Below are 19,912 nucleotides of genomic sequence, written 5' to 3'. Positions count from 1 at the left end.
TGGTGGAATCGGCCATGGTCGACTTGATGGCACTTCCTCCAGGGCTCTACCGCGGAACCGTGACCGGGGAGGAGAGCGGTGCATGTCAGTGCCGGATCGAAGTCCGGAGGTTGACCGGGCACGCACTGAGCCTCGACTACGAAGCCGTTGGCTCGGACGGCCTGCAGCACGTCGAGCACACCATCGCGACGCGATCGGCTCTGCACGTGGCTGCCAGCGAGCTTCCGGACGTCACCACCTTCCGGATGACCGCGCCCGGACGCTACGTGTCTGACGGGTCCCCGATGCCCATGGAGATCCACGCCTCCTGGGACGGTGACTCTCTGACCTGGGCGTGGCACTGGTCGCACCCCGGTGGCTCCTTGCGGGAGCAGTCGCGTGCGACTGCCCAGCCGGTGCGCTGAGCACCGACCGCACGCACCTGTCCCACCACGCAGCACGGCCCCGGACTCGAAGGTCCGGGGCCGTGCCGATCAGCAGGAAAGGGTGCTCAGTGAGCGTGCTCCCCGCGGTAGTACTCGAAGATCCACCCGCACAGGGCGATCATGCCCAGCCCGGCGCCGATGATGGCGAGCCACCACGCGCCCAGCGCGATCGCGTAGACGATCAGGGCGGCGGTCATGCCGCACCACAGCGGCCACCACGAGTAGGGCGGGAAGAAGCCCAGCTCGCCCGCGCCGTCGGCGATCTCGCCGTCCTTGCGGTCCTCGGGACGGGGGTCCATCCGCGAGGCGTGGAAGCCCAGGTAGAGGGCGATCATCCAGGCCAGGAAGGTGGTCATCACCAGGGCCGAGGTGCCGGTCCAGTCGTTCGTGATGACCCAGTAGGCAGGCGAGACCAGGGTGAAGAAGACACCCGTGACCACGAAGATCCATGCTTCAGCCTTCATCGGGCGTCACCGTCCTTCTTCTCGTCGTCGTGCCGGGGAGCGGCGCCGCGCTCACGCAGCAGCTCCTCGCGACCCTCCACGTCCGGCGCGTCCGCGAACTTGCCCTGACGCTCCGCCTCGTTCTGCTCCAGCTCCAGCGCCGCGATCTCCGGGTGGTGGAGGTCGAAGGCCGGGGACTCCGAGCGGATCCGGGGCAGGTGGGTGAAGTTGTGCCGCGGCGGCGGGGACGAGGTGGCCCACTCCAGCGAGCGGCCCCAGCCCCACGGGTCGTCCACACCGACCAGCGGCGCGTTGCGGGACTTGTAGACGTTCCACAGGAACGGCAGCGTCGAGGCGGCCAGCAGGAAGGCACCCACGGTGGAGATCTGGTTGAGCGTGGTGAAGCCGTCCTCGGGCAGGTAGTCGGCGTACCGACGCGGCATGCCCTCGACACCCAGCCAGTGCTGGACCAGGAACGTGGTGTGGAAGCCGATGAAGAGCAGCCAGAAGTGCAGCTTGCCCAGGCGCTCGTCGAGCATCCGACCGGTGAACTTCGGCCACCAGTAGTAGAAGCCGGCGAACATCGCGAACACCACGGTGCCGAAGACCACATAGTGGAAGTGCGCCACCACGAAGTACGAGTCCGAGACGTGGAAGTCCAGCGGCGGGCTGGCCAGGATCACACCGGTGAGGCCACCGAAGAGGAAGGTGGTCAGGAAGCCGATCGACCAGAGCATCGGGGTGTCGAACGATATGGACCCACCCCACATCGTGCCGATCCAGTTGAAGAACTTCACTCCGGTTGGCACCGCGATCAGGAACGTCATGCCGGAGAAGAACGGCAGGTCGACTGCCCCGGTGACGAACATGTGGTGCGCCCAGACCGCCACCGAGAGGACGGCGATCGCCATGGTCGCGCCCACCAGGCCGACGTAGCCGAAGATCGGCTTGCGGCTGAAGACGGGCAGGATCTCGGAGACGATGCCGAAGAACGGCAGCGCGATGATGTAGACCTCGGGGTGCCCGAAGAACCAGAACAGGTGCTGCCACAGGATCGGGCCGCCGTGCGCCGGGTCGAAGACGTGCGCACCGAGCAGTCGGTCCGCCTCCAGGGAGAGCAGCGCGCCACCCAGGATCGGGAATGCCATCAGCACCAGCATGCTGGTGATCAGCGCGTTCCAGACGAAGATCGGCATCCGGAACATGGTCATGCCCGGCGCCCGCATCGTGATGATGGTGGTGATGAAGTTGACCGCACCGAGGATCGTGCCCAGACCGGCCAGGTAGAGACCCATGACCCACAGGTCGCCACCCACGCCCGGCGAACGGACGGCGTCCGAGAGCGGCGTGTACGCGAACCAGCCGAAGGAGGCGGCGCCGTCACGGGTCAGGAAGCCCGAGGCGGCGATCAGGCCACCGAAGAGGAACAGCCAGTAGCTGAACATGTTCAGCCGAGGGAACGCCACGTCGGGGGCGCCGATCTGGATCGGCATGATGATGTTGGCGAACCCGAAGAACAGCGGGGTGGCGAAGAGCAGCAGCATGATCGTGCCGTGCATGGTGAAGAGCTGGTTGTACAGCTCGTCGTTGACCACCTGCTGGCCGGGGAAGGCCAGCTCGGAGCGGATCACCATGGCCATCAGACCACCGAGGATGAACCACATGAACGAGGTGACCAGGTACATCTTCCCGATCAGCTTGTGGTCGGTGGTGGTGAGCAGGCGCACGACCTGCTGACCCATCGACCTCTTCTGCACGCCCGTGAGCTGCGGGGCGTCCGCGACCGCGGTCATTCCTGGTCTCCTTCTTCGTCGTCGTCCTCAGCCAGTCCGGCTTCCTCGACCTCGTCCTTCGACGGGTCGTCCAGCCCGGCCTGGGTGAGCGCGTCCGACCCGCCGAGCAGCGGGGCGTCGGCCACGGAGCCCTCCGCCTCGAGGTCCGCCAGGTAGGCGTCGTAGTCCGCCTGGCTGACGACCTCGACGTTGAACAGCATCCGGGAGTGGTACGTGCCGCAGAGCTCGAAGCACTTGCCGGCGTAGGTGCCGATCTCGTTCGGGGTGACCTGGAACTTGTTCACCCGGCCGGGGATCACGTCGAGCTTGGTGAGGAACGCCGGCACGCCGAAGGAGTGGATGACGTCGGGCGAGTGCAGGTTGAACTGCACGCGCTGGTCGACGGGGAGCACGAGCGTGGGCAGGAGGTCGGTGGTGCCGACGGTGTACGGCGTGGTGCCGTCCTCGCCCTGCTCGGTGTAGTTGAAGGTCCAGGACCACTGCTGACCGACCACGTCGACGGTGACGTCGGGGTCGTCCACCAGCTCGGTGACCTTGTTCTGGACGTCGACGGTCCAGTAGAAGAAGACGACGACCATCATGATCGGAGCGATGGTGTAGAAGATCTCGAGGGGCAGGTTGTAGCGCACCTGGACCGGGACCTCGTCGGCGCGGCGGCGGCGGAAGCGCCAGGCGGCGTAGAAGATCAAGCCCCAGGTCAGGACGCCCACGGCCATCGCGGCGACCCAGGCCCAGCGCCAGAGGTCGAAAGTGGCCGGCCCCTGCTCGGTGATCGGGGACGGCATCGCCAAGTTGGCGATCTGATCTTTGTCCTCAGCCGAGCACGCACCCAGCAACAACAGGGTGAGACCCAGCACGGTGGCGGTCGCGACCCTCTTGACGGGTGCGACTGCGCGCGAGGGGAGTTGCAGACCCACGAACGAGCCTCTCTCTTGGCAGTCACGTAACGCGCGAACACTATCGGAGCAAGATGTGAGTCGGCGGATCGGGTCGCCCCTCGTACGCCTCTGAAGCCGTCAGCGGCTACCGTTCGAGCGGTGAGCAACCCGGCCCGAGCCTATCTGGACTCCGCCTCCGCCGAGCCCCTGCACCCCGCCGCGCACGCGACGCTGGCGGCCGCGCTCGACCAGGGCTGGGCAGACCCTCGGCGACTGCACCACGAGGGACGGCGCGCCCGCCTGCTGCTGGACAACGCCCGCGAGGTCGTCGCCGAGGCACTCGCCGTGCGCCCCGACGAGGTCACGTTCACCTCCTCCGGGACCGACGCCGTGCACCGGGGTCTCCTCGGCCTCCACCGAGGGCGCCGCACGGGCACCAGCACCGCCGGGCCCCTCGTGCACTCGGCGGTCGAGCACTCCTCCGTGCTCCACGCTGCCCGCTGGACCCAGGACCCCGTGGTCGAGGTCCCGGTCACCCGCACCGGCGTCGTGACGCCCCAGGCGCTCCGGGAGCGGCTCGAGCAGCTCACGGAGGCCGGGACGCGGGCGAGCGTCGCCGCGATCCAGCACGCCAACCACGAGGTGGCCACGATCCAGCCGGTCGCCGAGCTGCTCGAGGAGCTCGGGGACGTCCCCCTCTTCCTCGACGCCTGCGCCAGCGCGGGCAGGGTGGCCCTTCCCGACGGCTGGGCCGCGGCTGCGGCGTCGGCCCACAAGTGGGGAGGCCCCGCCGGGGTGGGGGTGCTCCTGGTGCGCAAGGGCGCGCGCTGGCGCAACCCGTTCCCCGGCGACGACCGGGTCGACGAGCGCGGCTCGGGGTTCGAGAACGTCCCGGCGGCGCTGGCAGCCGCCGCCGCGCTGCAGGCCGTGACGGCCGAGCGGGCCGACCTGGCTGCCCGGCAGACGGCTCTGGTGGACCGGGTCCGCAGCACGGTCGCCGCCCTGCCCGACGTGGAGGTCGCCGGCGAGGCCGTGCAGCGACTGCCGCACCTGGTCACCTTCTCCTGCCTCTACGTCGACGGCGAGGCCCTGGTCACCGAGCTGGACCGCCGCGGGGTCGCGATCTCCAGCGGCTCGGCCTGCACGGCGTCCACGCTGGAGCCCTCGCACGTGCTGGCCGCCATGGGCGTGCTGACCCACGGCAACGTCCGGCTCTCCCTGACCCGGGACAGCGGCGACGCCGAGGTCGACCACCTGCTCGACGTGCTCCCCGAGGTCGTGCGCGACCTGCGCGCCCAGGTGGGCCTGTGAGCCCCGAGATCGCCCTGGAGCTGGACTGCCGGGAGATGCTCTGCCCGATGCCGGTCATCGAGCTGGCACGGCGACTGGCGGACGTGCGACCGGGTCAGTGCCTGGCCGTGGTCGCCCGCGACCCGGCCGCCCGGGTCGACGTGCCCGCGTGGTGCCGGATGCGTGGACAGGAGTACCTGGGCGAGGACCGGGCGGACGACGGCACGCCCCGCTACCTCGTACGCCGGGCCTCCTAAGCCCCTCAGAGGTGCTCAGAAGTCCTCAGGGGACCCACGGGGGCCCTCCGGGACCCTCAGGGGTGCAGCGCCCGCAGGTGCGGCGCGATGTCGGTCGCCGCGTCGCTGCCGTACGCCGAGGCGCACCGCTCCAGGAAGGCCGCCTGCGAGAGCGTGTACTCCTGGGTCCCGATCTGCTCCACCACGTGCACCGCGAGCAGGCAGCCCAGCTGGCAGGCGCGCTCGTGGTCCAGACCCCAGGCCAGGGCGGCGAGGAAGCCCGCGCGGAACGCGTCTCCCACTCCCGTGGGCTCGACCGGCGAGACGTCCGGGACGGCACTCACCTCGATGGTCTCGGCGTCACGGGACAGCACCCGCACCCCGCGGGCACCGAGGGTGATCACCCAGGTGCCCACCCGCTCGAGCACCTCGGACTCGGTCCACCCGGTCTTCTGGGTGATCAGCGAGGCTTCGTACTCGTTGGAGAACAGGATGTGCGCGCCCTCGACCAGCTGGCGGATCAGGTCGCCGTCACCGAAGGCGAGCTGCTGGGAGGGGTCGGCGACGAAGCGGTAGCCGCGCTGGCGGCACTCGTCGGTGTGCCGGAGCATCCCGTCGGGGTCGTCGGGCCCGATCAGCACGTACTCCGGCTCGCCGACCCGGTCGACGATCGGCTTGAGCTCGATCTCGCGCGACTCGCTCATCGCCCCGGGGTAGAAGGAGGCGATCTGCGCCATCGCGGTGTCGCTGGTGCACACGAAGCGGGCCGTGTGCCGGGTTGCGGACACGTGCACCGAGTCGCAGTCGACCCGGTGGCGCTCCAGCCACGCGCGGTAGTCGGCGAAGTCCTCGCCCACCGCGCCGACCAGCACCGGCCGCAGTCCGAGGTTGCCCAGGCCGAAGCAGATGTTGGCGGCTACTCCCCCGCGTCGGACGTCGAGGTCGTCGACCAGGAAGGAGACTGAGATCTTGTCGAGCTGGTCCACCACCAGCGAGTCGGAGAACTTCCCTCCGAAGGACATCAGGTGATCGGTGGCGACAGACCCGGCGATGAGCAGCGACATGTGTCCGCACACTACTAGCGAGTTCCGCTGGGAGTACCAATCGGTAACGTCTAGCGTCCCTGACATGGCCACTCACACCCCAGGTTCACACTTGACCCACGCCGAGCTCTCGACGCCCACGGAGATGTGCGCCGACGCTCGCAGGGTCGTGTCCTCCCTCCGCCTGGATCGGGTCGCCAGGGCGGCGGTCCGGCCGGCACCGAGCATCCACTTCGAGGACTACCCTCGAGAGGTGCACAAGAGCGAGGTCCGGGTCAGCGCGGCAGCGGCCCGGCTCGCCGGGGCTCTGTACCAGCTGGACTGACCGCGGTCGTCCGCTCCCCGGACGACGAAGAAGCCCCCGCCGAGGCGGGGGCTTCTTGCGGTTCCGGGCGGGCCCGGAGCGTGCTCAGTGGAACGAGTCGCCGCAGGCGCACGAGCCCGTCGCGTTGGGGTTGTCGATCGTGAACCCCTGCTTCTCGATGGAGTCGACGAAGTCGATCATCGCGCCGTTGAGGTACGGGACGCTCATCCGGTCGACCACGACCGTGACGCCGTCGAAGTCCGTGGTGACGTCGCCGTCCAGGGTCCGCTCGTCGAAGAAGAGCTGGTAGCGAAGGCCCGAGCAGCCACCAGGCTGCACGGAGATCCGCAGCGCCAGGTCGTCACGACCCTCCTGCTCCAGGAGGCTCCTGACCTTGGCCGCGGCCACCGCACTCAGGTTGATCTGGTCGGTGCGGCGCTCTTCGTTGGTCTCGACCTGCTCGGTCATCTCGATCTCCCGTGGGTTAGGTCGTGGTTGTCAACTGCTCAATCGTCTCACAGGGACGGTTATTCCGGACCCCACGCCGGACGCCTGTCTTGCCCAGCCCTGCTCGGGCCGGCTCACCCGCTCAGGCCGGCGACCAGCTGCGCGCCACCCGGGCGGCGAGGTCGGCCAGGGCGTCCGCGGGCTCCGTGAGCGCACGGTCCTCGCCGTAGGCCTCGGCGACCGAGTACGCCGACTCGATCCCCAGGGCGCGCATCTCGCGCGACCCGACCAGCACCTGTCCCGCCAGCGCCACGCACGGGCGGAGCTGCTCGCCGGCGATCTGGGCCACCCCGTAGGGGACCTTCCCGGCCCGGCTGGAGAAGTCGAAGGCACCCTCCCCGGTGAGCACCAGGTCGGCCTGACGGGCACGCTGCGGCAGTCCGACGACGGCGGAGACCAGGTCGATCCCCGGCTCCCGACCGGCCCCGAGGAGGAGCAGCGCGAAGCCGACCCCACCGGCCGCGCCGGCCCCGGGCTCCAGGGAGGTACGCCGGTCGCAGGCCACCGCCCAGGACTCCAGCGCCACGTCGACGGCGACCATGGCCTCCTCGGCCAGCCCCTTCTGCGGCCCGTAGGTCCGCGCCGCTCCGAAGAGCCCGGTCAGGGGGTTGTCCACGTCCGAGGCGGCCACGAGCGAGAGGCCGGACAGCGCTCGCCTGGCCGGCTCCAGGTCGACCGCCGAGACCCCGCTCAGCCCTCGCGGCCCCGCGTCGAGCGGCGCGTCGGCGGTGGCTCCCAGGGCCGCCAGCAGGCCGGCGCCCCCGTCGGTGGTGCCCGAGCCCCCCAGACCCACCACCACCTCGCGGGCACCGCAGTCGCGGGCCGCCAGCAGCAGCTCCCCCACCCCGGCGCTGCTCCTGGTCTCCGGGTCGGAGCCCTCGCACAGGTGCAGCCCGCACGCCTGGGCCGACTCGACGTAGACGCGCTCCCCGACCTTGAGCACCGTCGCCGGTACCGGCTGCCCGTGCGGCCCCGAGACCGAGGTGGCGAGCAGCTCGCCACCCAGGGAGGCGTGCAGCACGTCGACGAACCCGGGTCCCCCGTCGGCCATCGGAGCCAGGTCCAGCTGGTCGCCCGGCGCCTGCCGGGCCCAGCCCCGCGCCATCGCCTCAGCGGCCTGAGGGGCGGTCAGGGTGCCAGCGAACTTGTCCGGGGCGATCAGCACACGCATGTGCACATACTGCCGTGCCCTCCGGCGCGACCCACGTACGATGCCCGGGACATGACTTCCGTGGCGGCGTTCGACCCCCAGGACCTCCGGATCCGTCCGATGCACGCCGACGACCTCAGGCTCGTCGAGCGTCTCTCGTCCTCGGCGTTCGTCGACCTCGAGGCCCGCCTCGCCCCGGCCGGGCAGGAGGCGCCGTCGGGTCGCTCCGTGCAGGCCGCGCAGATCTGGATCGCCCGTACGGCGCGGTTCCTGGACAGCGATCCGGGCGGCTGCTGGGTGGCCGAGGTCGGCGACGCGGTGGTCGGCTTCGCGACCTCCTTCCGGCGCGAGACCACCTGGTTCCTGGCGACGTACGCCGTGGCCACGCCGTGGCAGGGCCGCGGCGTCGGCAAGGCCCTCCTGGACGCCGCACTGCAGCACTCCCGGGGCTGCGTGCGGGGCATGCTCAGCGCCTCCTCCGACCCCCGCGCCGCGCGCCGGTACAAGCTGGCGGGCTTCGACCTGCACCCGCAGATGACGCTGTCCGGGACCGTGGACCGCACCGCCGTCCCGGAGCTGCGGAACCTGCGCGACGGCACCCCCGGGGACCAGGAGTGGATGGACTCCCTGGACCGCGGCAACCGCGGGGCCGGGCGCGGACGCGACCACGAGTTCCTGCGCTCGGTCCACCGGCTGCGGGTGATCGACCACCGCACCGGGCGGGGCTACGCCTACAGCAACCTCGACGGCGTGCAGCTGCTCGCCGCGGACAACCGACGTACGGCGGCCCGGCTGCTGTGGGACGCCCTGGCCGCCGTGCCGCCCGGGCGCAGCACCCGGGTCGCGCACGTCACCGGGGCCAACCAGTGGGCCCTGGAGACGGGCATGGAGGCCGGCCTCAGCGTCCGGCTCGACGGCTTCCTCGGGCTCCGGGGACTCAAGCCGCCCGCGCCGTACCTGCACCACGGCGCCCTGCTCTGAGCGCCGGCTCCGGGGCGGCCCGCGCCGCCTCCGGAGCCTCCGGTCTCAGTCCCGCGAGGACCGGCCGGGCAGGTCGAGCATCCGCTGCAGCGCCACCTGGGCCCACTCCTGGGTGTCGCGGTCCACGTCGATCCGGTTGACCACGGTGCCGCCCGCCAGGGACTCCAGGGCCCAGACCAGGTGCGGCAGGTCGATCCGGTTCATCGTGGAGCAGTAGCAGACGTTGCGGTCGAGGAAGACGATGTTCTTGTCCGGGTGCGCGTCGGCCAGCCGCTTGACCAGGTTGAGCTCGGTGCCGATCGCCCAGGTCGAGCCGGCCGGCGCCGCCTCGATCGTCTTGATGATGAACTCGGTGGAGCCCACCAGGTCGGCCTTGAGCACGACCTCGTGCCGGCACTCGGGGTGCACCAGGACCTTGAGGTCCGCGTGCTTGGCGCGCAGCTCGTCGACGACGTCCTCGGTGAAGCGGCCGTGCACCGAGCAGTGGCCGCGCCACAGGATCATCCGGGCGTCGCGCAGCTGCTCGACGCTCAGCCCTCCGTTGGGGAGGAACGGGTTCCAGACCACGCAGTCCTCCAGCGACATGCCCAGCTCGAGCACCGCCGTGTTGCGGCCCAGGTGCTGGTCGGGGAGGAAGAGCACCTTCGCGTCCGAGTCCAGGCCGCCCTTCTGGGAGAACGCCCACTCCAGCGCGACGTCGGCGTTGGAGGAGGTGCAGACCGCTCCCCCGTGCCGCCCGCAGAACGCCTTGATGTCGGCCGAGGAGTTCATGTAGGTCACGGGGACCACCGAGTCGGCCACGCCGGCCTCGACCAGGGCGTCCCACGCGTCCTCGACCTGCGGCAGCCGGGCCATGTCGGCCATCGAGCAGCCGGCGGCCAGGTCCGGGAGGACGACCTGCTGGCTGTCCGAGGTCAGGATGTCGGCCGACTCGGCCATGAAGTGGACGCCGCAGAAGACGATGAACTCCGCGTCCGGCCGGGCGGCCGCCTCACGGGCGAGCTTGAAGCTGTCGCCGGTGACGTCGGCGAACTGGATGACCTCGTCGCGCTGGTAGTGGTGGCCCAGCACGAAGACCCGGTCGCCCAGCGCCTCCTTGGCCGCCCGGGCCCGCGCCACCAGTGCGGGGTCTGAGGCCAGCGGCAGCTCACCGGGGCACTCGACTCCCCGCTCGGCGTCCAGGTCACGTCCCTTGCCCAGGGGCAGCAGCGGCAGGTCGATCGTCATGCGGTCATCCTAGGCTGCCTCAGCGGACGCTCAGACGGCGGCGACCTGCGGCAGGACGAGCCAGACCGTCGTGCCGCCGTCGGGGGCCGCCTCGACGCCCGCACGACCCCCGTGCGACTCCACCACCCGCCGCACGGTGCTCAGCCCGAGCCCCAGCCCGGGGACGCGCTTGTCCAGCCGCACCATCGGCTCGAGCACCCGCTCCCGGTCCTCCTCGGCGATGCCGCGTCCGTGGTCGGTGACGGTGATCCGCCAGGCGCCGTCCTGCGTCTGCGCGTCGACCTCGACCCGCACCGGCTCCCCGGGGACGGCGAACTTCACGGCGTTCTCCAGGAGGTTGACCAGCAGCACCCGGTAGTCACCGGGGGCCCCGGGCACGCGAGGCAGCGGCGTACGCACGCTCACCTCCGCCGGGAGGAGGTCGCCGAGGCCGGCGAGCACCGTCTCGAGCTCGGCCTGCAGGTCGGTGGTCCCCTCGCTGGGCGTGTGCGCGTAGTCGAGCAGGTCGGCCGTCATCCGCTTCATCCGCGCCGCGCTGCCGCCGGCCCGCTCGAGCAGCGAGACCAGCAGCTGCTGGGAGTCCTCGACCTGGTCGCGGGCGATCTCCAGCGACATGGCGACGGCCGCGAGGGGGTTGTTGAGGTCGTGGGCGACCTGACCGGCGACGCGGGCCAGCTCCTCCTCGGCGCGAGCAGCGGCCTCCTGGGCGTCGAACGCCCGGGCCGCGTGCTCCTCGGCCGCCGCGCAGACCTCCGCCACCCGGCTCAGGGCGGCGAGGTCGCCGGGGTCGGTGAGGGCGGCCGCCAGCCGGCGCAGGTCCTCGGTGACGTCGGGCAGGAGGGTGATCTGGGTCTCGTCGCTCACAGTCCCGGAGCATCCCACACGGCAAGCCACCTCCGGAGGTCTTTCTCCATCGGTAGCTCACCGGCGAGCTGGTCGCGCACGCTCAGCTCCAACAGGTTGTCGCGACGCTTCTCCCCCGGCACCGGGGCGAACGGGTAGAACGTGCCCTGCTTGTAGAGGTAGACCAGGCCGACCCGGCGGCCGGACGGGTCCTGGAACGGGACCAGGGTGCACAGCAGCCCTCCGTCGAACCCCTGGGCCGCGAGACTCGTGTTCACCGCGTGCAGGTCGGTGCAGAGCCCGGCCACGTCGTCGGGGTCCCCCTCGACCACCAGCCAGGTGAAGCCGTACGGGTCCTGCGTCAGGGTGGCGGGCGGCGCCTGCGGGTCGTCGCGCAGCAGGGCGATCACGTCGTCCTGCGTCTGGCTGAAGGCCGCGCCGGCAGCCGCGCGGTAGCAGACCGAGCCACTGCCCGTCGGGGTCAGTCCGGCAGCGGTCTGCAGGGTGATCGCAGCGCTCGGCACCAGGAAGAGCGAGTCGAGGTTCGGCGCCTTGGGGCGCGAGCGCCCCATGAGGGAGTCCCAGAGACCCACCGCGTCAGCCCGCCGGACGGGAGAGCTCGGCCTGGATCCGGGCGAGCTGCTCGAGCCGCTGCTCCAGGGACGGGTGGGTCGCGGTGAGGGTCTTCAGGGACGCTCCGCTGACCGCGGGGGCGATGAAGAAGGCGTTCATCGCCTGGGTGCCGCGCAGGTCCTTCTCCGGGATCATCGCCATCTCGCCGGTGATCTTCTGCAGCGCCGAGGCCAGGGCCGCGGGCTTCATCGTCAGGTAGGCGCCGGCCCGGTCGGCCGCCATCTCCCGGTAGCGCGAGAGCAGCCGGGTGAGGAAGAAGCTGACCGCGTAGACGATCAGGCTGACCACCAGCGCGATCGCGAAGGCGGCCGCGGCACCGCCCTGGTTGTTGTTGCGCCCGCGAGTCATCCCGCCGAACTGTGCCCCGCGGGTGAGCATGCCGGCCACGATGCCCGCCGAGGAGGCGAGCGTCATCACCAGCACGTCGCGGTGGGCGACATGGGACAGCTCGTGGGCCAGCACGCCCTCGAGCTCCTCGGCGTCGAGCTTGCCCAGGATGCCGGTGGTCACGCAGACCACGGACCGGTTCGGCGAACGACCGGTGGCGAACGCGTTGGGGATCGCCAGGTCGGCGATGCCCACGCGCGGCTTGGGCATGTCCGCCATCGTGCAGAGCCGGTCGATCATCGCGTGCAGCTCGGGCGCCTCCTGCGGGCTGACCTCGCGGGCCCGCATGGCCCGCATGGCGACCTTGTCCGAGCTCCACCACTGGTAGAACGCGATCCCGATCCCGATCACCGCGATGATCGGCGCGTACCCAGGGAACAGGTACATCATCACGACGACCAGCCCCACCAGCAGGGCCCCGAGCAGGAACATCACCAGGGTCATCCGAGCAGCGAGCCCGGAGTCCTTGATGAAGCGAGAGTGCGCCATCGTCAGCCCGGGATCAGTCCGTCGTCGTTGAGCATCGCCCGGACCTCGCCGATCTCGGCGTCGGGCATCGGCAGGATGAGGTCGGACTCGTCCAGGCTGTCCACCTCGTGCGGGCTCGCGACCGCACGGACACCGTCCAGCAGGGCCGCGAGAGCGGAGCGGAAGGCCTGCTCGTCGTCGGCCTCCACCGCGGCCTCGACCGCGGCGTCCAGCGCGTTGAGCTGGTCCAGGGAGGAGTCGGGGACGTCGAACTGGCCCTCGCCGAGGATCCGGACGATCATCGGGTCTCCCCCTCGGCCGAGCGCTGGGCGTCGGTGCCCAGCACGTCGCCCTGCGAGGACTCCAGCGCCTCGGGCGCCTTGCTCGCCTTGAGCCTGGCCAGCTCGGCCTCGACGTCGGAGGTCGAGCTCATCGCGTCGAGCTCGCGGGCGATGTCGTCGCCGCCCCCCACCTGGGTGACGTCGTCGAGCGCGCCGGAGGCGAGCAGCTCGTCGATGGCACCGGCCCGGGCCTGCATCTGCGCGGTCTTGTCCTCCGCGCGCTGGATCGCCAGGCCGACGTCGCCCATCTCCTCGCCGATGCCCGACATCGCCTCGTTGATCCGGGTCTGCGCCTGGGCCGCGGTGTAGGTGGCCTTGATGGTCTCCTTGCGGGTCCGGAAGGACTCGACCTTGGCCTGCAGCCGCTGCTGGGCGAGGGTGAGCTTCTCCTCCTCGGCCTGGAGCTGCGCGTGCTGCGTCTGGAGGTCCTGGATCTGCTGGGCCAGTCCCGACTTGCGGGTCAGGGCCTCGCGGGCGAGGTCCTCACGACCCACCTCGATCGCCTTCTGGGCCTGGCCGGTGAGCTTGTCGGCCTGCTGGGTCAGCTGGTTGACCTGGAGCTCGACCCGCTTGCGACTGGTCGCCACGTCGGCGACGCCGCGGCGTACCTTGGAGAGGAGCTCGAGCTGCCGCTGGTAGCTGTAGTCCAGCGTCTGGCGGGGGTCCTCGGCACGGTCCAGGGCCTCGTTGGCCTTGGACCGGAAGATCAGGCTGATGCGCTTCATGAGACTCATGGGGGCGGACCCCTCCCTCGTGCTCGTCACTGGTGCTGTGAGTCTCACCCTATGGCCACGGGCAAGAGGCTGCGAAGCGCCCCGGGCGTCCTGTCCGCTCAACGGTAGGATCGAAGTGCCTCAACCCGCCCCCTCACGAAGGTCCACCGTTGTCCCGACGCGACAAGTCCCCCGAGTCCTCCACGACGCACCCGATGGTGGAGACCACCCCCGACCCCCGCCGCCCCGAGGGCAAGGGGCGCCCCACCCCCACCCGCAAGGAGGCGGAGGCGGCCGCCCGCGCCCGGGCCAAGGTGCCGAGGACCCGCAAGGAGATGGCCGCCGCGAAGCGCGCCGCCCGCGCCGAGGCCAACCAGCGGCTGCGTGAGGCGATGAAGACCGGCGACGACAGGAACCTCCCCGCGCGCGACCGTGGTCCGGTCAAGCGGTTCATCCGGGACTTCGTCGACTCGCGGTTCTCCTTCATCGAGCTGCTGATCCCGCTGATGCTGGTGACGCTCATCCTCGGCTGGACCGGGAACGCCTACCTCGCCGGCGTCGGCAACACGATGCTGCTCGGCGGCATGGTGATCATCATCTTCAACGCGATCTTCCTCCGCTTCCAGGTGCGCCGCGAGCTGACCCGCCGGTTCCCCGAGGCCCCGCTCAAGGGCACCACGTACTACGCGGTGATGCGCTCCTTCCAGATGAAGTTCATGCGCCTGCCCAAGGCTCAGGTCAAGATCGGCGAGAAGCTTCCCGAGCACTACCGCTGACGTGCCCCTGAGTGCGTGGGGGCTGGCTGCGGGGGTGCTCTCGGCCGTCCTGTTCGGGCTGGCCGCCGTGGCGCAGGCCCGCGCCTCACGACGCCATCCCGACCCCGCGCGCCTCGTCGACTTCGTCCGTCACGGACTGCGGGACCCGCTCCTGATGCTGGTGGTGGCGGCGTACCTGGTCGGCTTCGTGCTCCATGCGGTGGCGATCTGGTGGCTGCCGCTCTACCTCGCCCAGGCCACCGTCGCGCTCTCGCTGCCGGTGACCGCCCTGGCCGCCCACCGGGTCGACGGACGCGCAGCCGGCGGGGCATGGCTCGGCGTGGCCGCCGTGACCGCGGGCCTGGCCCTGCTGGCCTACGCCTCGGGCGCCGCCGGGCAGGTGCGCACCGACTGGTGGCTGCCCGGGGCCCTGGCGCTGCTGCTCGTCCTGCTGGTGCTGACAGGTCGCTCCGCCGGCCGCCGTGGCCCCGCCCTGGGCTGGCTCGCCGGTCTCGGGTACGCCGGCTCCGCCCTGGCCGTACGCGGGGTCGGGTGGCCCCCGAGCCCTGCGGTGCTGGCGGCCGCGGCGCTGGTGCCCGCCCTGGGCCTGGTCGCCTTCTGGCTCTACTCGCGGGGGCTCGGCCGCAGCCTGGTCACCTCCGCCACCGCGCCGATGATCACCGCCCAGACCTTCGTGCCCGCCCTGGTCGGACTGGCGCTGCTGGGCGACCAGACGCGTCCGGGATGGTGGCCGGCCGTCGTCGTGGGCTTCGGACTGGCCCTCGCCGGAGCCCTGGCGGTCCGTCCGCCCGCGTCCGTGCCGGCAGTCTCCGGGCCGAGACCGTCCGGGCCGGGAGCGTCCGGCCCTCAGGCGTCGTAGTCGAGCACGACCGGCCCACCGGTGGGCCGGGACTGACAGGTCAGCACGTAGCCCTCGGCGACCTCGTCGGGCTCCAGCGCGTAGTTGGCCGCCATCTCCACCGCACCCGAGACGACCCGCGCCCGGCAGGTGCCGCAGACGCCGCCCTTGCAGGCGTACGGCACGTCGCGGCGCACCACCGCCGCGGCATCCAGCACGCTCTCGCCACCCGGAGCGAGCAGCAGCTCGCTGCTGCGCCCGCCCAGACGCACGGTGACCCGGCAGGCCCGGTCGCCGGACGCGGGCCCGGTGCCGAGTGTCGAGGGGGCCGGGCCGGAGTCCGGGGCGACCTCCGCATGGAAGAGCTCGGAGCGGACCGCCGCCGCCCCCCGCCGGCGCAGGTGCTCCCCCAGGTCGGTCACCATCGCCTGCGGGCCGCACAGGAACCACTCGTCGACCTCGGCGCGGTCCACGAAGACGTCGAGCAGGGCGTCCAGCCGGGCGGTGTCCAGCCGCCCCGAGAGGAGCGGCACCTCCCCCTGCTCCCGGGAGAGCACGTGCACCAGCTGGAGCCGGGACAGGAACCGGTCCTTGAGGTCGTGCAGCTCGTCGAGGAACATCGCGCTCGCCGCAGTCCGGTCGGCGCAGATCAGGGTGACCTGCGAGCCCGGCTCCTCCTCCAGCAGAGCGGTGGCGATGGAGAGCACCGGCGTGATCCCCGAGCCGGCGGCGAGAGCGACGTAGCGGGCGGAGCGCCCCGGGTCCGGGACCGCCACGAACCGGCCGGAGGGAGTCAGCACCTCCAGCCGGTCGCCGGGGCGCAGCCGGGACACCTCCGCGTCGCTGAACGCCCCGCCGGGCAGTCGCTTCACGCCGATCTGCCAGCGGCCGGAGGCGGGCGAGCTGCACAGGGAGAACGGTCGCCGAGTCCCGTCCGCGCCCACCACGGCCACGTGCTGCCCGGCCTCGAAGGCGTAGTCGGCGCGCAGGTGCTCGGGCACCGTGAAGGTGATGGCCACCGCCTCGGCCGTCAGGCGACGCACCTCCTCGACCTCGAGCAGGTGCGCGACCGCCGGCCGGGCGGCGCTCCGCCCGGTCCGCGCGCCGGAGCGGGACGTCTGGGTGCTCACAGCGGCTTGAACCGGTCGAAGGGCTCGCGGCAGTCCCGGCAGACCCACAGGGCCTTGCACGCGGTGGAGCCGAACCGGCTGAGCTCGCGGGTGCTGACGCTGCCGCACTGGGGGCACCGCACCCCCCAGGCGAGCGGCACCGGCCCACTGCTCGACCCACTACCAGGCCTACTACCCGGCGCCGGACCGGGCGGCGCGATCCCGTGCTCGGCGAGCCGGCTCAGCCCCTGCGGAGTGATCCAGTCCGTGGTCCAGGCCGGCGCCAGCACGAGCTCGACCACGACCTGCTGGTAGCCGGCGCCGGTGAGCACCGCCACCAGGTCCTCGCGGATCGTCTCGACCGCGGGACATCCGGAGTACGTCGGGGTGATCCGGACGTGCACCCGGCCCCGGTCGTCCTCGGTGACCTCGCGGAGGATCCCCAGGTCCTCGAGCGTGAGCACCGGCAGCTCGGGATCCGGCACCTGGGCTGCCACCTGCCAGGCCCTCGGAGGCCGGTTCCGGAGGTCTCCCGGGGTCACCACGACGCCCCCGGGTGGGACCGGGCCAGGTGCTGCATCTGGGCCAGCAGCGGACCGAGCTCCTCGGTGTGTAGCCCCGAACGACCGCGGGCGAGCGTCGCGGGGCCGTCGGGCAGCTCCAGGGTCGCCTCCTCGAGCACGGTCGTGAGCCCGGCGAGGACCGGTGCCCGCAGGGTGGCGGGATCCGGCGCGACGCCCGAGGCCACCACCTGGGGATCGAGCCAGGAGGAGTCGAAGAGCTCCTCGACCCACGGCCACTCCTGCGCCAGCGCGCGCTGGACCCGCTCGTGCGAGTGCTCGGTGCCGTCCCCGAGCCGGAGCACCCACAGCCGCGCGTGGTCCTGGTGGTAGGCGACCTCCTTGACGGCCTTGGCCGCCACGCCCGCGAGCACCGGCTCCGTGCTCGCGCACAGCGCCTCGTAGAGGTGACGCTGCCAGGTGCTGAGCACCAGGAGTCGGACCACGGTGACGCCGAAGTCACGCTGGTCCCGCTCGACCAGGCAGACGTTGCGCAGCTCCCGGGCGTCGCGCCAGTAGGCCAGGTCGTCCTCGTCGCGGCCACGCCCCTCCAGCTCCCCGGCCCGGCTCAGCAGGGCCCGCGCCTGGCCGAGCAGGTCGAGCGCGATGTTGGCCAGGGCCAGGTCCTCCTCCAGCTCCGGCGCCCGGCTGATCCACCAGCCCAGCCGCTGGCTCGCCACCAGCGCGTCGTCGCCGAGCGCGAGCAGCAGATCGACGACGCCGGTGGTCCGCGACGGGGCGCTCACAGGTGCTCCACCCCGTCGGGCACGTCGTAGAACGTGGGGTGCCGGTAGATCTTGTCGGCCGCCGGGTCGAAGAACGCGTCGCGCTCCGACGGCAGGCTGGCGGTGATCTGCGCGGAGGGGACCACCCACAGGGAGACCCCTTCCTGCCGCCGGGTGAAGACGTCGCGGGCGTGCCGCAGCGCCAGCTCCGCGTCCGGGGCGTGCAGCGAGCCCACGTGGGCGTGCGCGAGACCTCGACGGGGGCGGACGAAGACCTCCCACAACGGGTCGGAGCGTGCGGTCATCGGACCGGCTCCCGGGCAGCCCGCTTGGCGGCGTAAGCCGCGGCCGCCTCACGCACCCAGGCCCCCTCCTCGTGGGCCCGCACCTTGTGGGCCAAGCGCTGCTGGTTGCACGGTCCGCGACCCGCGACGACCTCGGCCAGCTCGCTGAAGTCGATGGGGCCGTGGTCGTGGTGGCCGCGCTCCGCGTTCCAGCGCAGCTCCGGGTCCGGCAGCGTCAGACCCAGCGCCTCGGCCTGCGGGACGGCCTGGTCGATGAACCGCTGGCGCAGCTCGTCGTTGCCGAAGCGCTTGATCCCCCACGCCATCGACCTCGCCCCGTGCTCGGAGTCCGCGTCCGGCGGGCCGAACATCATCAGGCTGGGCCACCAGTACCGGTCGACCGCGTCCTGGGCCATCGCGTGCTGGGCGGGAGTGCCGGAGGAGAGCGTGCGAAGGATCTCGAACCCCTGGCGCTGGTGGAACGACTCCTCCTTGCAGATGCGCACCATCGCTCGGGCGTACGGCCCGTAGGAGCAGCGGCACAGCGGCACCTGGTTGACGATCGCGGCCCCGTCCACGAGCCAGCCGATGGCTCCGACGTCGGCCCAGGTGAGCGCGGGGTAGTTGAAGATCGAGGAGTACTTCTGCCGTCCCGCGTGCAGGGCGTCAACCAGGTCCGCCCGCTCCACGCCGAGGGTCTCGGCGGCGGCGTAGAGGTAGAGGCCGTGCCCCGCCTCGTCCTGCACCTTGGCCATCAGGATGGCCTTGCGCCGCAGGCTGGGCGCCCGGTCGATCCAGCCGCCCTCGGGCTGCATGCCGATGATCTCGGAGTGCGCGTGCTGGGAGATCTGCCGCACCAGGGTGCGGCGGTAGTCCTCGGGCATCGGGTCTCGGGGCTCGATCCGCCCCTCGGAGCCGAGCAGCTGCTCGAACTCGCCCTCCGCCACGGTCGCCGTCATGTGACGACGGTAACACTTTGTGACACTCCACAGTAGAGGCTGCAACTGGTTGTAACGCCGCCCGGAAGGGTAGGCCTCTGCGGGCGCACGGCAGGATGGGCCTCATGAGCACCCCCTCCGCCGACGTCTCGGTCCGCGTGGCCTGGGCCGACGACGCCCCCGCGATCGCCGCGCTGCAGGTCCGCGCCTGGCCCGAGCTGTACGCCGACCTGGTCCCCGCCGAGGCGCTGCCCCAGGACCCGGACGCACTGACCCCGGTCTGGCGGGAGTCGTTGGCCCGCCCCAGCGACGCGCGCAACCGGGTGCTGGTGGCGCTCGAGCGCAACCGGGTCGTCGGCTTCGCCCTCACCTCCCCCGCCGCCGACCCGGACTGCGACCCGGTGCGCGACGGCGAGCTCTCCGAGCTCACCCTGGACCCCGCCGAGCGTCGCCGGGGGCACGGCTCCCGCCTGCTCCAGGCGTGCGTGGACACCCTGGTGGCCGACCACTTCACCCGGGCCGTCACCTGGGTGGAGGCCGGCAACGACGCGCTGCGCACCTTCCTCACCGAGGCAGGCTGGGCCCCCGACGGCGCGCACCGCGAGCTCGACCTCGACGGCACCGGGAAGCACCGGCTCAAGCAGGTGCGGCTGCACACCGCGCTGGTCTGAGGATCGACTTCCGACGCTCCGCGGCCGGGACCTCTTGACTTGTCACGCCGACGGGCCACCATGGGATGACTCCCGGCAACGACGCTGGGACGGCAGCAGGAGGTCGACGTGCTGGGGCCACTTCCACTCCTCCACCGCATGGTGGTCGTCGCCGCCGTGCTCGCCGTCTTCGTCGGCCTCGGTCTGTGGATGGGGCTCGAGGCCTCGATCCCGGTGATGGTGCTCAGCGGCACCACGTTCGGCATTCTGACCGGGGGTCTCGTCTCGTGGCTGGTGGTGCACGACTCCCACGGACGCGGAGGACCCCACCTCGGCGGCCCCCGCACCTGATCCCGGGACTACCCTCAGC

General features: G+C 71.8%; 26 protein-coding genes. 9 read left to right on the top strand and 17 right to left on the bottom strand.

All coding sequences use genetic code 11. The features are described from left to right. Positions 1 to 59 precede the first annotated feature (59 nt). Complete coding sequence (locus tag H8838_RS07910) at positions 60 to 404, top strand: hypothetical protein (RefSeq protein ID WP_191465656.1); 345 nt, start codon at positions 60 to 62, stop codon at positions 402 to 404. Between the two features lie 86 nt (positions 405 to 490). Here the strand turns inward: H8838_RS07910 and H8838_RS07905 are convergent, their stop codons facing one another. From H8838_RS07905 to ctaC, 3 genes are read right to left on the bottom strand one after another with little or no spacing between them, the layout of a single operon-like run. After that, positions 491 to 889 carry a cytochrome c oxidase subunit 4 gene (locus H8838_RS07905; RefSeq protein ID WP_181310588.1) on the bottom strand — a complete coding sequence of 133 codons (399 nt, stop codon included), beginning with the start codon at positions 887 to 889 and terminating at the stop codon, positions 491 to 493. Further along, complete coding sequence (gene ctaD, locus H8838_RS07900) at positions 886 to 2,661, bottom strand: aa3-type cytochrome oxidase subunit I (protein WP_181310587.1); 1,776 nt, start codon at positions 2,659 to 2,661, stop codon at positions 886 to 888. Before ctaD ends, H8838_RS07905 begins: the two co-directional genes overlap by 4 nt. After that, positions 2,658 to 3,578: an aa3-type cytochrome oxidase subunit II gene (gene ctaC / locus H8838_RS07895; protein WP_224766459.1), complete on the bottom strand. Its 921-nt coding sequence runs from the start codon at positions 3,576 to 3,578 to the stop codon at positions 2,658 to 2,660. Before ctaC ends, ctaD begins: the two co-directional genes overlap by 4 nt. A 120-nt stretch (positions 3,579 to 3,698) precedes the next feature. Between ctaC and H8838_RS07890 the strand changes: the two genes are divergently transcribed. Next, positions 3,699 to 4,850, top strand: a complete 1,152-nt coding sequence (locus H8838_RS07890) for a cysteine desulfurase family protein (protein WP_185994936.1) — start codon at positions 3,699 to 3,701, stop codon at positions 4,848 to 4,850. Beyond that, the gene (locus H8838_RS07885; protein WP_185994937.1) at positions 4,847 to 5,086 is read left to right on the top strand and encodes a sulfurtransferase TusA family protein; all 240 of its coding nucleotides are present in this window, start codon (positions 4,847 to 4,849) and stop codon (positions 5,084 to 5,086) included. Before H8838_RS07890 ends, H8838_RS07885 begins: the two co-directional genes overlap by 4 nt. A gap of 56 nt (positions 5,087 to 5,142) precedes the next feature. Here H8838_RS07885 and H8838_RS07880 read toward each other — a convergent pair whose 3' ends face one another. Next, positions 5,143 to 6,129, bottom strand: a complete 987-nt coding sequence (locus tag H8838_RS07880) for a carbohydrate kinase family protein (protein ID WP_185994938.1) — start codon at positions 6,127 to 6,129, stop codon at positions 5,143 to 5,145. Between the two features lie 148 nt (positions 6,130 to 6,277). Here H8838_RS07880 and H8838_RS07875 point away from each other — a divergent pair, with 148 nt between their 5' ends. Beyond that, positions 6,278 to 6,433: a hypothetical protein gene (locus H8838_RS07875; RefSeq protein ID WP_224766458.1), complete on the top strand. Its 156-nt coding sequence runs from the start codon at positions 6,278 to 6,280 to the stop codon at positions 6,431 to 6,433. Between the two features lie 84 nt (positions 6,434 to 6,517). Here H8838_RS07875 and erpA read toward each other — a convergent pair whose 3' ends face one another. Both erpA and H8838_RS07865 read right to left on the bottom strand, forming a co-directional pair. Continuing rightward, positions 6,518 to 6,880: an iron-sulfur cluster insertion protein ErpA gene (gene erpA / locus H8838_RS07870; RefSeq protein ID WP_181310584.1), complete on the bottom strand. Its 363-nt coding sequence runs from the start codon at positions 6,878 to 6,880 to the stop codon at positions 6,518 to 6,520. A gap of 121 nt (positions 6,881 to 7,001) precedes the next feature. Then, on the bottom strand, positions 7,002 to 8,090 hold the full coding sequence (locus H8838_RS07865; protein WP_185994940.1) for a glycerate kinase family protein: 1,089 nt from the start codon (positions 8,088 to 8,090) through the stop codon (positions 7,002 to 7,004). A gap of 51 nt (positions 8,091 to 8,141) precedes the next feature. On the opposite strand from H8838_RS07865, the gene H8838_RS07860 reads away from it, so the two are divergent. After that, positions 8,142 to 9,050 carry a GNAT family N-acetyltransferase gene (locus tag H8838_RS07860; protein WP_224766457.1) on the top strand — a complete coding sequence of 303 codons (909 nt, stop codon included), beginning with the start codon at positions 8,142 to 8,144 and terminating at the stop codon, positions 9,048 to 9,050. Between the two features lie 45 nt (positions 9,051 to 9,095). Here the strand turns inward: H8838_RS07860 and nadA are convergent, their stop codons facing one another. The 6 genes from nadA to H8838_RS07830 are packed head-to-tail and all read right to left on the bottom strand — an operon-like array spanning position 9,096 to position 13,683. Further along, entirely contained in the window at positions 9,096 to 10,277 is a 1,182-nt protein-coding gene (nadA, locus tag H8838_RS07855; RefSeq protein ID WP_185994941.1) for a quinolinate synthase NadA, read from the bottom strand. Positions 10,278 to 10,307: 30 nt separating this feature from the next. Beyond that, positions 10,308 to 11,141: a sensor histidine kinase gene (locus H8838_RS07850; RefSeq protein WP_185994942.1), complete on the bottom strand. Its 834-nt coding sequence runs from the start codon at positions 11,139 to 11,141 to the stop codon at positions 10,308 to 10,310. After that, complete coding sequence (gene pspAB / locus H8838_RS07845) at positions 11,138 to 11,713, bottom strand: PspA-associated protein PspAB (RefSeq protein ID WP_185994943.1); 576 nt, start codon at positions 11,711 to 11,713, stop codon at positions 11,138 to 11,140. The genes H8838_RS07850 and pspAB overlap by 4 nt, the downstream gene beginning before the upstream one ends. 4 nt (positions 11,714 to 11,717) lie before the next feature. Further along, positions 11,718 to 12,629 carry a zinc metalloprotease HtpX gene (gene htpX, locus H8838_RS07840; RefSeq protein WP_181310578.1) on the bottom strand — a complete coding sequence of 304 codons (912 nt, stop codon included), beginning with the start codon at positions 12,627 to 12,629 and terminating at the stop codon, positions 11,718 to 11,720. A gap of 2 nt (positions 12,630 to 12,631) precedes the next feature. Further along, entirely contained in the window at positions 12,632 to 12,910 is a 279-nt protein-coding gene (gene pspAA, locus H8838_RS07835) for a PspA-associated protein PspAA (RefSeq protein WP_181310577.1), read from the bottom strand. Further along, positions 12,907 to 13,683 (bottom strand): PspA/IM30 family protein, encoded by a 777-nt coding sequence (locus tag H8838_RS07830; protein ID WP_185994944.1) that lies wholly within the window; start codon positions 13,681 to 13,683, stop codon positions 12,907 to 12,909. The genes pspAA and H8838_RS07830 overlap by 4 nt, the downstream gene beginning before the upstream one ends. 149 nt (positions 13,684 to 13,832) lie before the next feature. Here H8838_RS07830 and H8838_RS07825 point away from each other — a divergent pair, with 149 nt between their 5' ends. Beyond that, positions 13,833 to 14,438: a DUF3043 domain-containing protein gene (locus tag H8838_RS07825; protein ID WP_224766455.1), complete on the top strand. Its 606-nt coding sequence runs from the start codon at positions 13,833 to 13,835 to the stop codon at positions 14,436 to 14,438. 1 nt (position 14,439) lies between these two features. Then, positions 14,440 to 15,297, top strand: a complete 858-nt coding sequence (locus H8838_RS07820; RefSeq protein WP_185994945.1) for a hypothetical protein — start codon at positions 14,440 to 14,442, stop codon at positions 15,295 to 15,297. On the opposite strand, the gene H8838_RS07815 is transcribed toward H8838_RS07820, so the two are convergent. Genes H8838_RS07815 through paaA form a run of 5 tightly spaced genes read right to left on the bottom strand, consistent with a single transcriptional unit; the run spans position 15,285 to position 18,913 of the window. Continuing rightward, complete coding sequence (locus H8838_RS07815) at positions 15,285 to 16,406, bottom strand: 2Fe-2S iron-sulfur cluster-binding protein (protein WP_224766454.1); 1,122 nt, start codon at positions 16,404 to 16,406, stop codon at positions 15,285 to 15,287. The genes H8838_RS07820 and H8838_RS07815 overlap by 13 nt on opposite strands. After that, on the bottom strand, positions 16,403 to 16,882 hold the full coding sequence (gene paaD, locus H8838_RS07810; RefSeq protein WP_224766453.1) for a 1,2-phenylacetyl-CoA epoxidase subunit PaaD: 480 nt from the start codon (positions 16,880 to 16,882) through the stop codon (positions 16,403 to 16,405). Before paaD ends, H8838_RS07815 begins: the two co-directional genes overlap by 4 nt. 41 nt (positions 16,883 to 16,923) lie before the next feature. Further along, the gene (gene paaC / locus H8838_RS07805; protein WP_185994947.1) at positions 16,924 to 17,691 is read right to left on the bottom strand and encodes a 1,2-phenylacetyl-CoA epoxidase subunit PaaC; all 768 of its coding nucleotides are present in this window, start codon (positions 17,689 to 17,691) and stop codon (positions 16,924 to 16,926) included. Further along, complete coding sequence (gene paaB / locus H8838_RS07800) at positions 17,688 to 17,975, bottom strand: 1,2-phenylacetyl-CoA epoxidase subunit PaaB (RefSeq protein ID WP_181310572.1); 288 nt, start codon at positions 17,973 to 17,975, stop codon at positions 17,688 to 17,690. Before paaB ends, paaC begins: the two co-directional genes overlap by 4 nt. Beyond that, on the bottom strand, positions 17,972 to 18,913 hold the full coding sequence (gene paaA, locus H8838_RS07795; protein WP_185994948.1) for a 1,2-phenylacetyl-CoA epoxidase subunit PaaA: 942 nt from the start codon (positions 18,911 to 18,913) through the stop codon (positions 17,972 to 17,974). Before paaA ends, paaB begins: the two co-directional genes overlap by 4 nt. Before the next feature lie 104 nt (positions 18,914 to 19,017). Here paaA and H8838_RS07790 point away from each other — a divergent pair, with 104 nt between their 5' ends. Together H8838_RS07790 and H8838_RS07785 are read left to right on the top strand one after the other, a co-directional pair. Then, positions 19,018 to 19,563, top strand: coding sequence for a GNAT family N-acetyltransferase (locus tag H8838_RS07790; RefSeq protein ID WP_181310570.1), 546 nt, complete (start codon positions 19,018 to 19,020; stop codon positions 19,561 to 19,563). Positions 19,564 to 19,701: 138 nt separating this feature from the next. Continuing rightward, positions 19,702 to 19,893, top strand: coding sequence for a hypothetical protein (locus H8838_RS07785; RefSeq protein ID WP_185994949.1), 192 nt, complete (start codon positions 19,702 to 19,704; stop codon positions 19,891 to 19,893). Positions 19,894 to 19,912: the final 19 nt, after the last annotated feature.

Source organism: Nocardioides campestrisoli (assembly GCF_013624435.2).
GTDB classification, from domain to species: domain Bacteria; phylum Actinomycetota; class Actinomycetes; order Propionibacteriales; family Nocardioidaceae; genus Nocardioides; species Nocardioides campestrisoli.
This window is presented reverse-complemented; position numbering and strand designations above follow the sequence as displayed.

Coding starts and splice junctions, on each gene's coding strand:
- paaB (WP_181310572.1), bottom strand. CDS start 17,975: ATGACCGCACGCTCCGACCCGTTGTGGGAGGTCTTCGTCCGCCCCCGT.
- H8838_RS07785 (WP_185994949.1), top strand. CDS start 19,702: ATGGTGGTCGTCGCCGCCGTGCTCGCCGTCTTCGTCGGCCTCGGTCTG.
- H8838_RS07830 (WP_185994944.1), bottom strand. CDS start 13,683: ATGAGTCTCATGAAGCGCATCAGCCTGATCTTCCGGTCCAAGGCCAAC.
- paaA (WP_185994948.1), bottom strand. CDS start 18,913: ATGACGGCGACCGTGGCGGAGGGCGAGTTCGAGCAGCTGCTCGGCTCC.
- ctaD (WP_181310587.1), bottom strand. CDS start 2,661: ATGACCGCGGTCGCGGACGCCCCGCAGCTCACGGGCGTGCAGAAGAGG.
- erpA (WP_181310584.1), bottom strand. CDS start 6,880: ATGACCGAGCAGGTCGAGACCAACGAAGAGCGCCGCACCGACCAGATC.
- H8838_RS07790 (WP_181310570.1), top strand. CDS start 19,018: ATGAGCACCCCCTCCGCCGACGTCTCGGTCCGCGTGGCCTGGGCCGAC.
- nadA (WP_185994941.1), bottom strand. CDS start 10,277: ATGACGATCGACCTGCCGCTGCTGCCCCTGGGCAAGGGACGTGACCTG.
- H8838_RS07860 (WP_224766457.1), top strand. CDS start 8,142: ATGACTTCCGTGGCGGCGTTCGACCCCCAGGACCTCCGGATCCGTCCG.
- pspAA (WP_181310577.1), bottom strand. CDS start 12,910: ATGATCGTCCGGATCCTCGGCGAGGGCCAGTTCGACGTCCCCGACTCC.
- H8838_RS07865 (WP_185994940.1), bottom strand. CDS start 8,090: ATGCGTGTGCTGATCGCCCCGGACAAGTTCGCTGGCACCCTGACCGCC.
- H8838_RS07880 (WP_185994938.1), bottom strand. CDS start 6,129: ATGTCGCTGCTCATCGCCGGGTCTGTCGCCACCGATCACCTGATGTCC.
- htpX (WP_181310578.1), bottom strand. CDS start 12,629: ATGGCGCACTCTCGCTTCATCAAGGACTCCGGGCTCGCTGCTCGGATG.
- H8838_RS07905 (WP_181310588.1), bottom strand. CDS start 889: ATGAAGGCTGAAGCATGGATCTTCGTGGTCACGGGTGTCTTCTTCACC.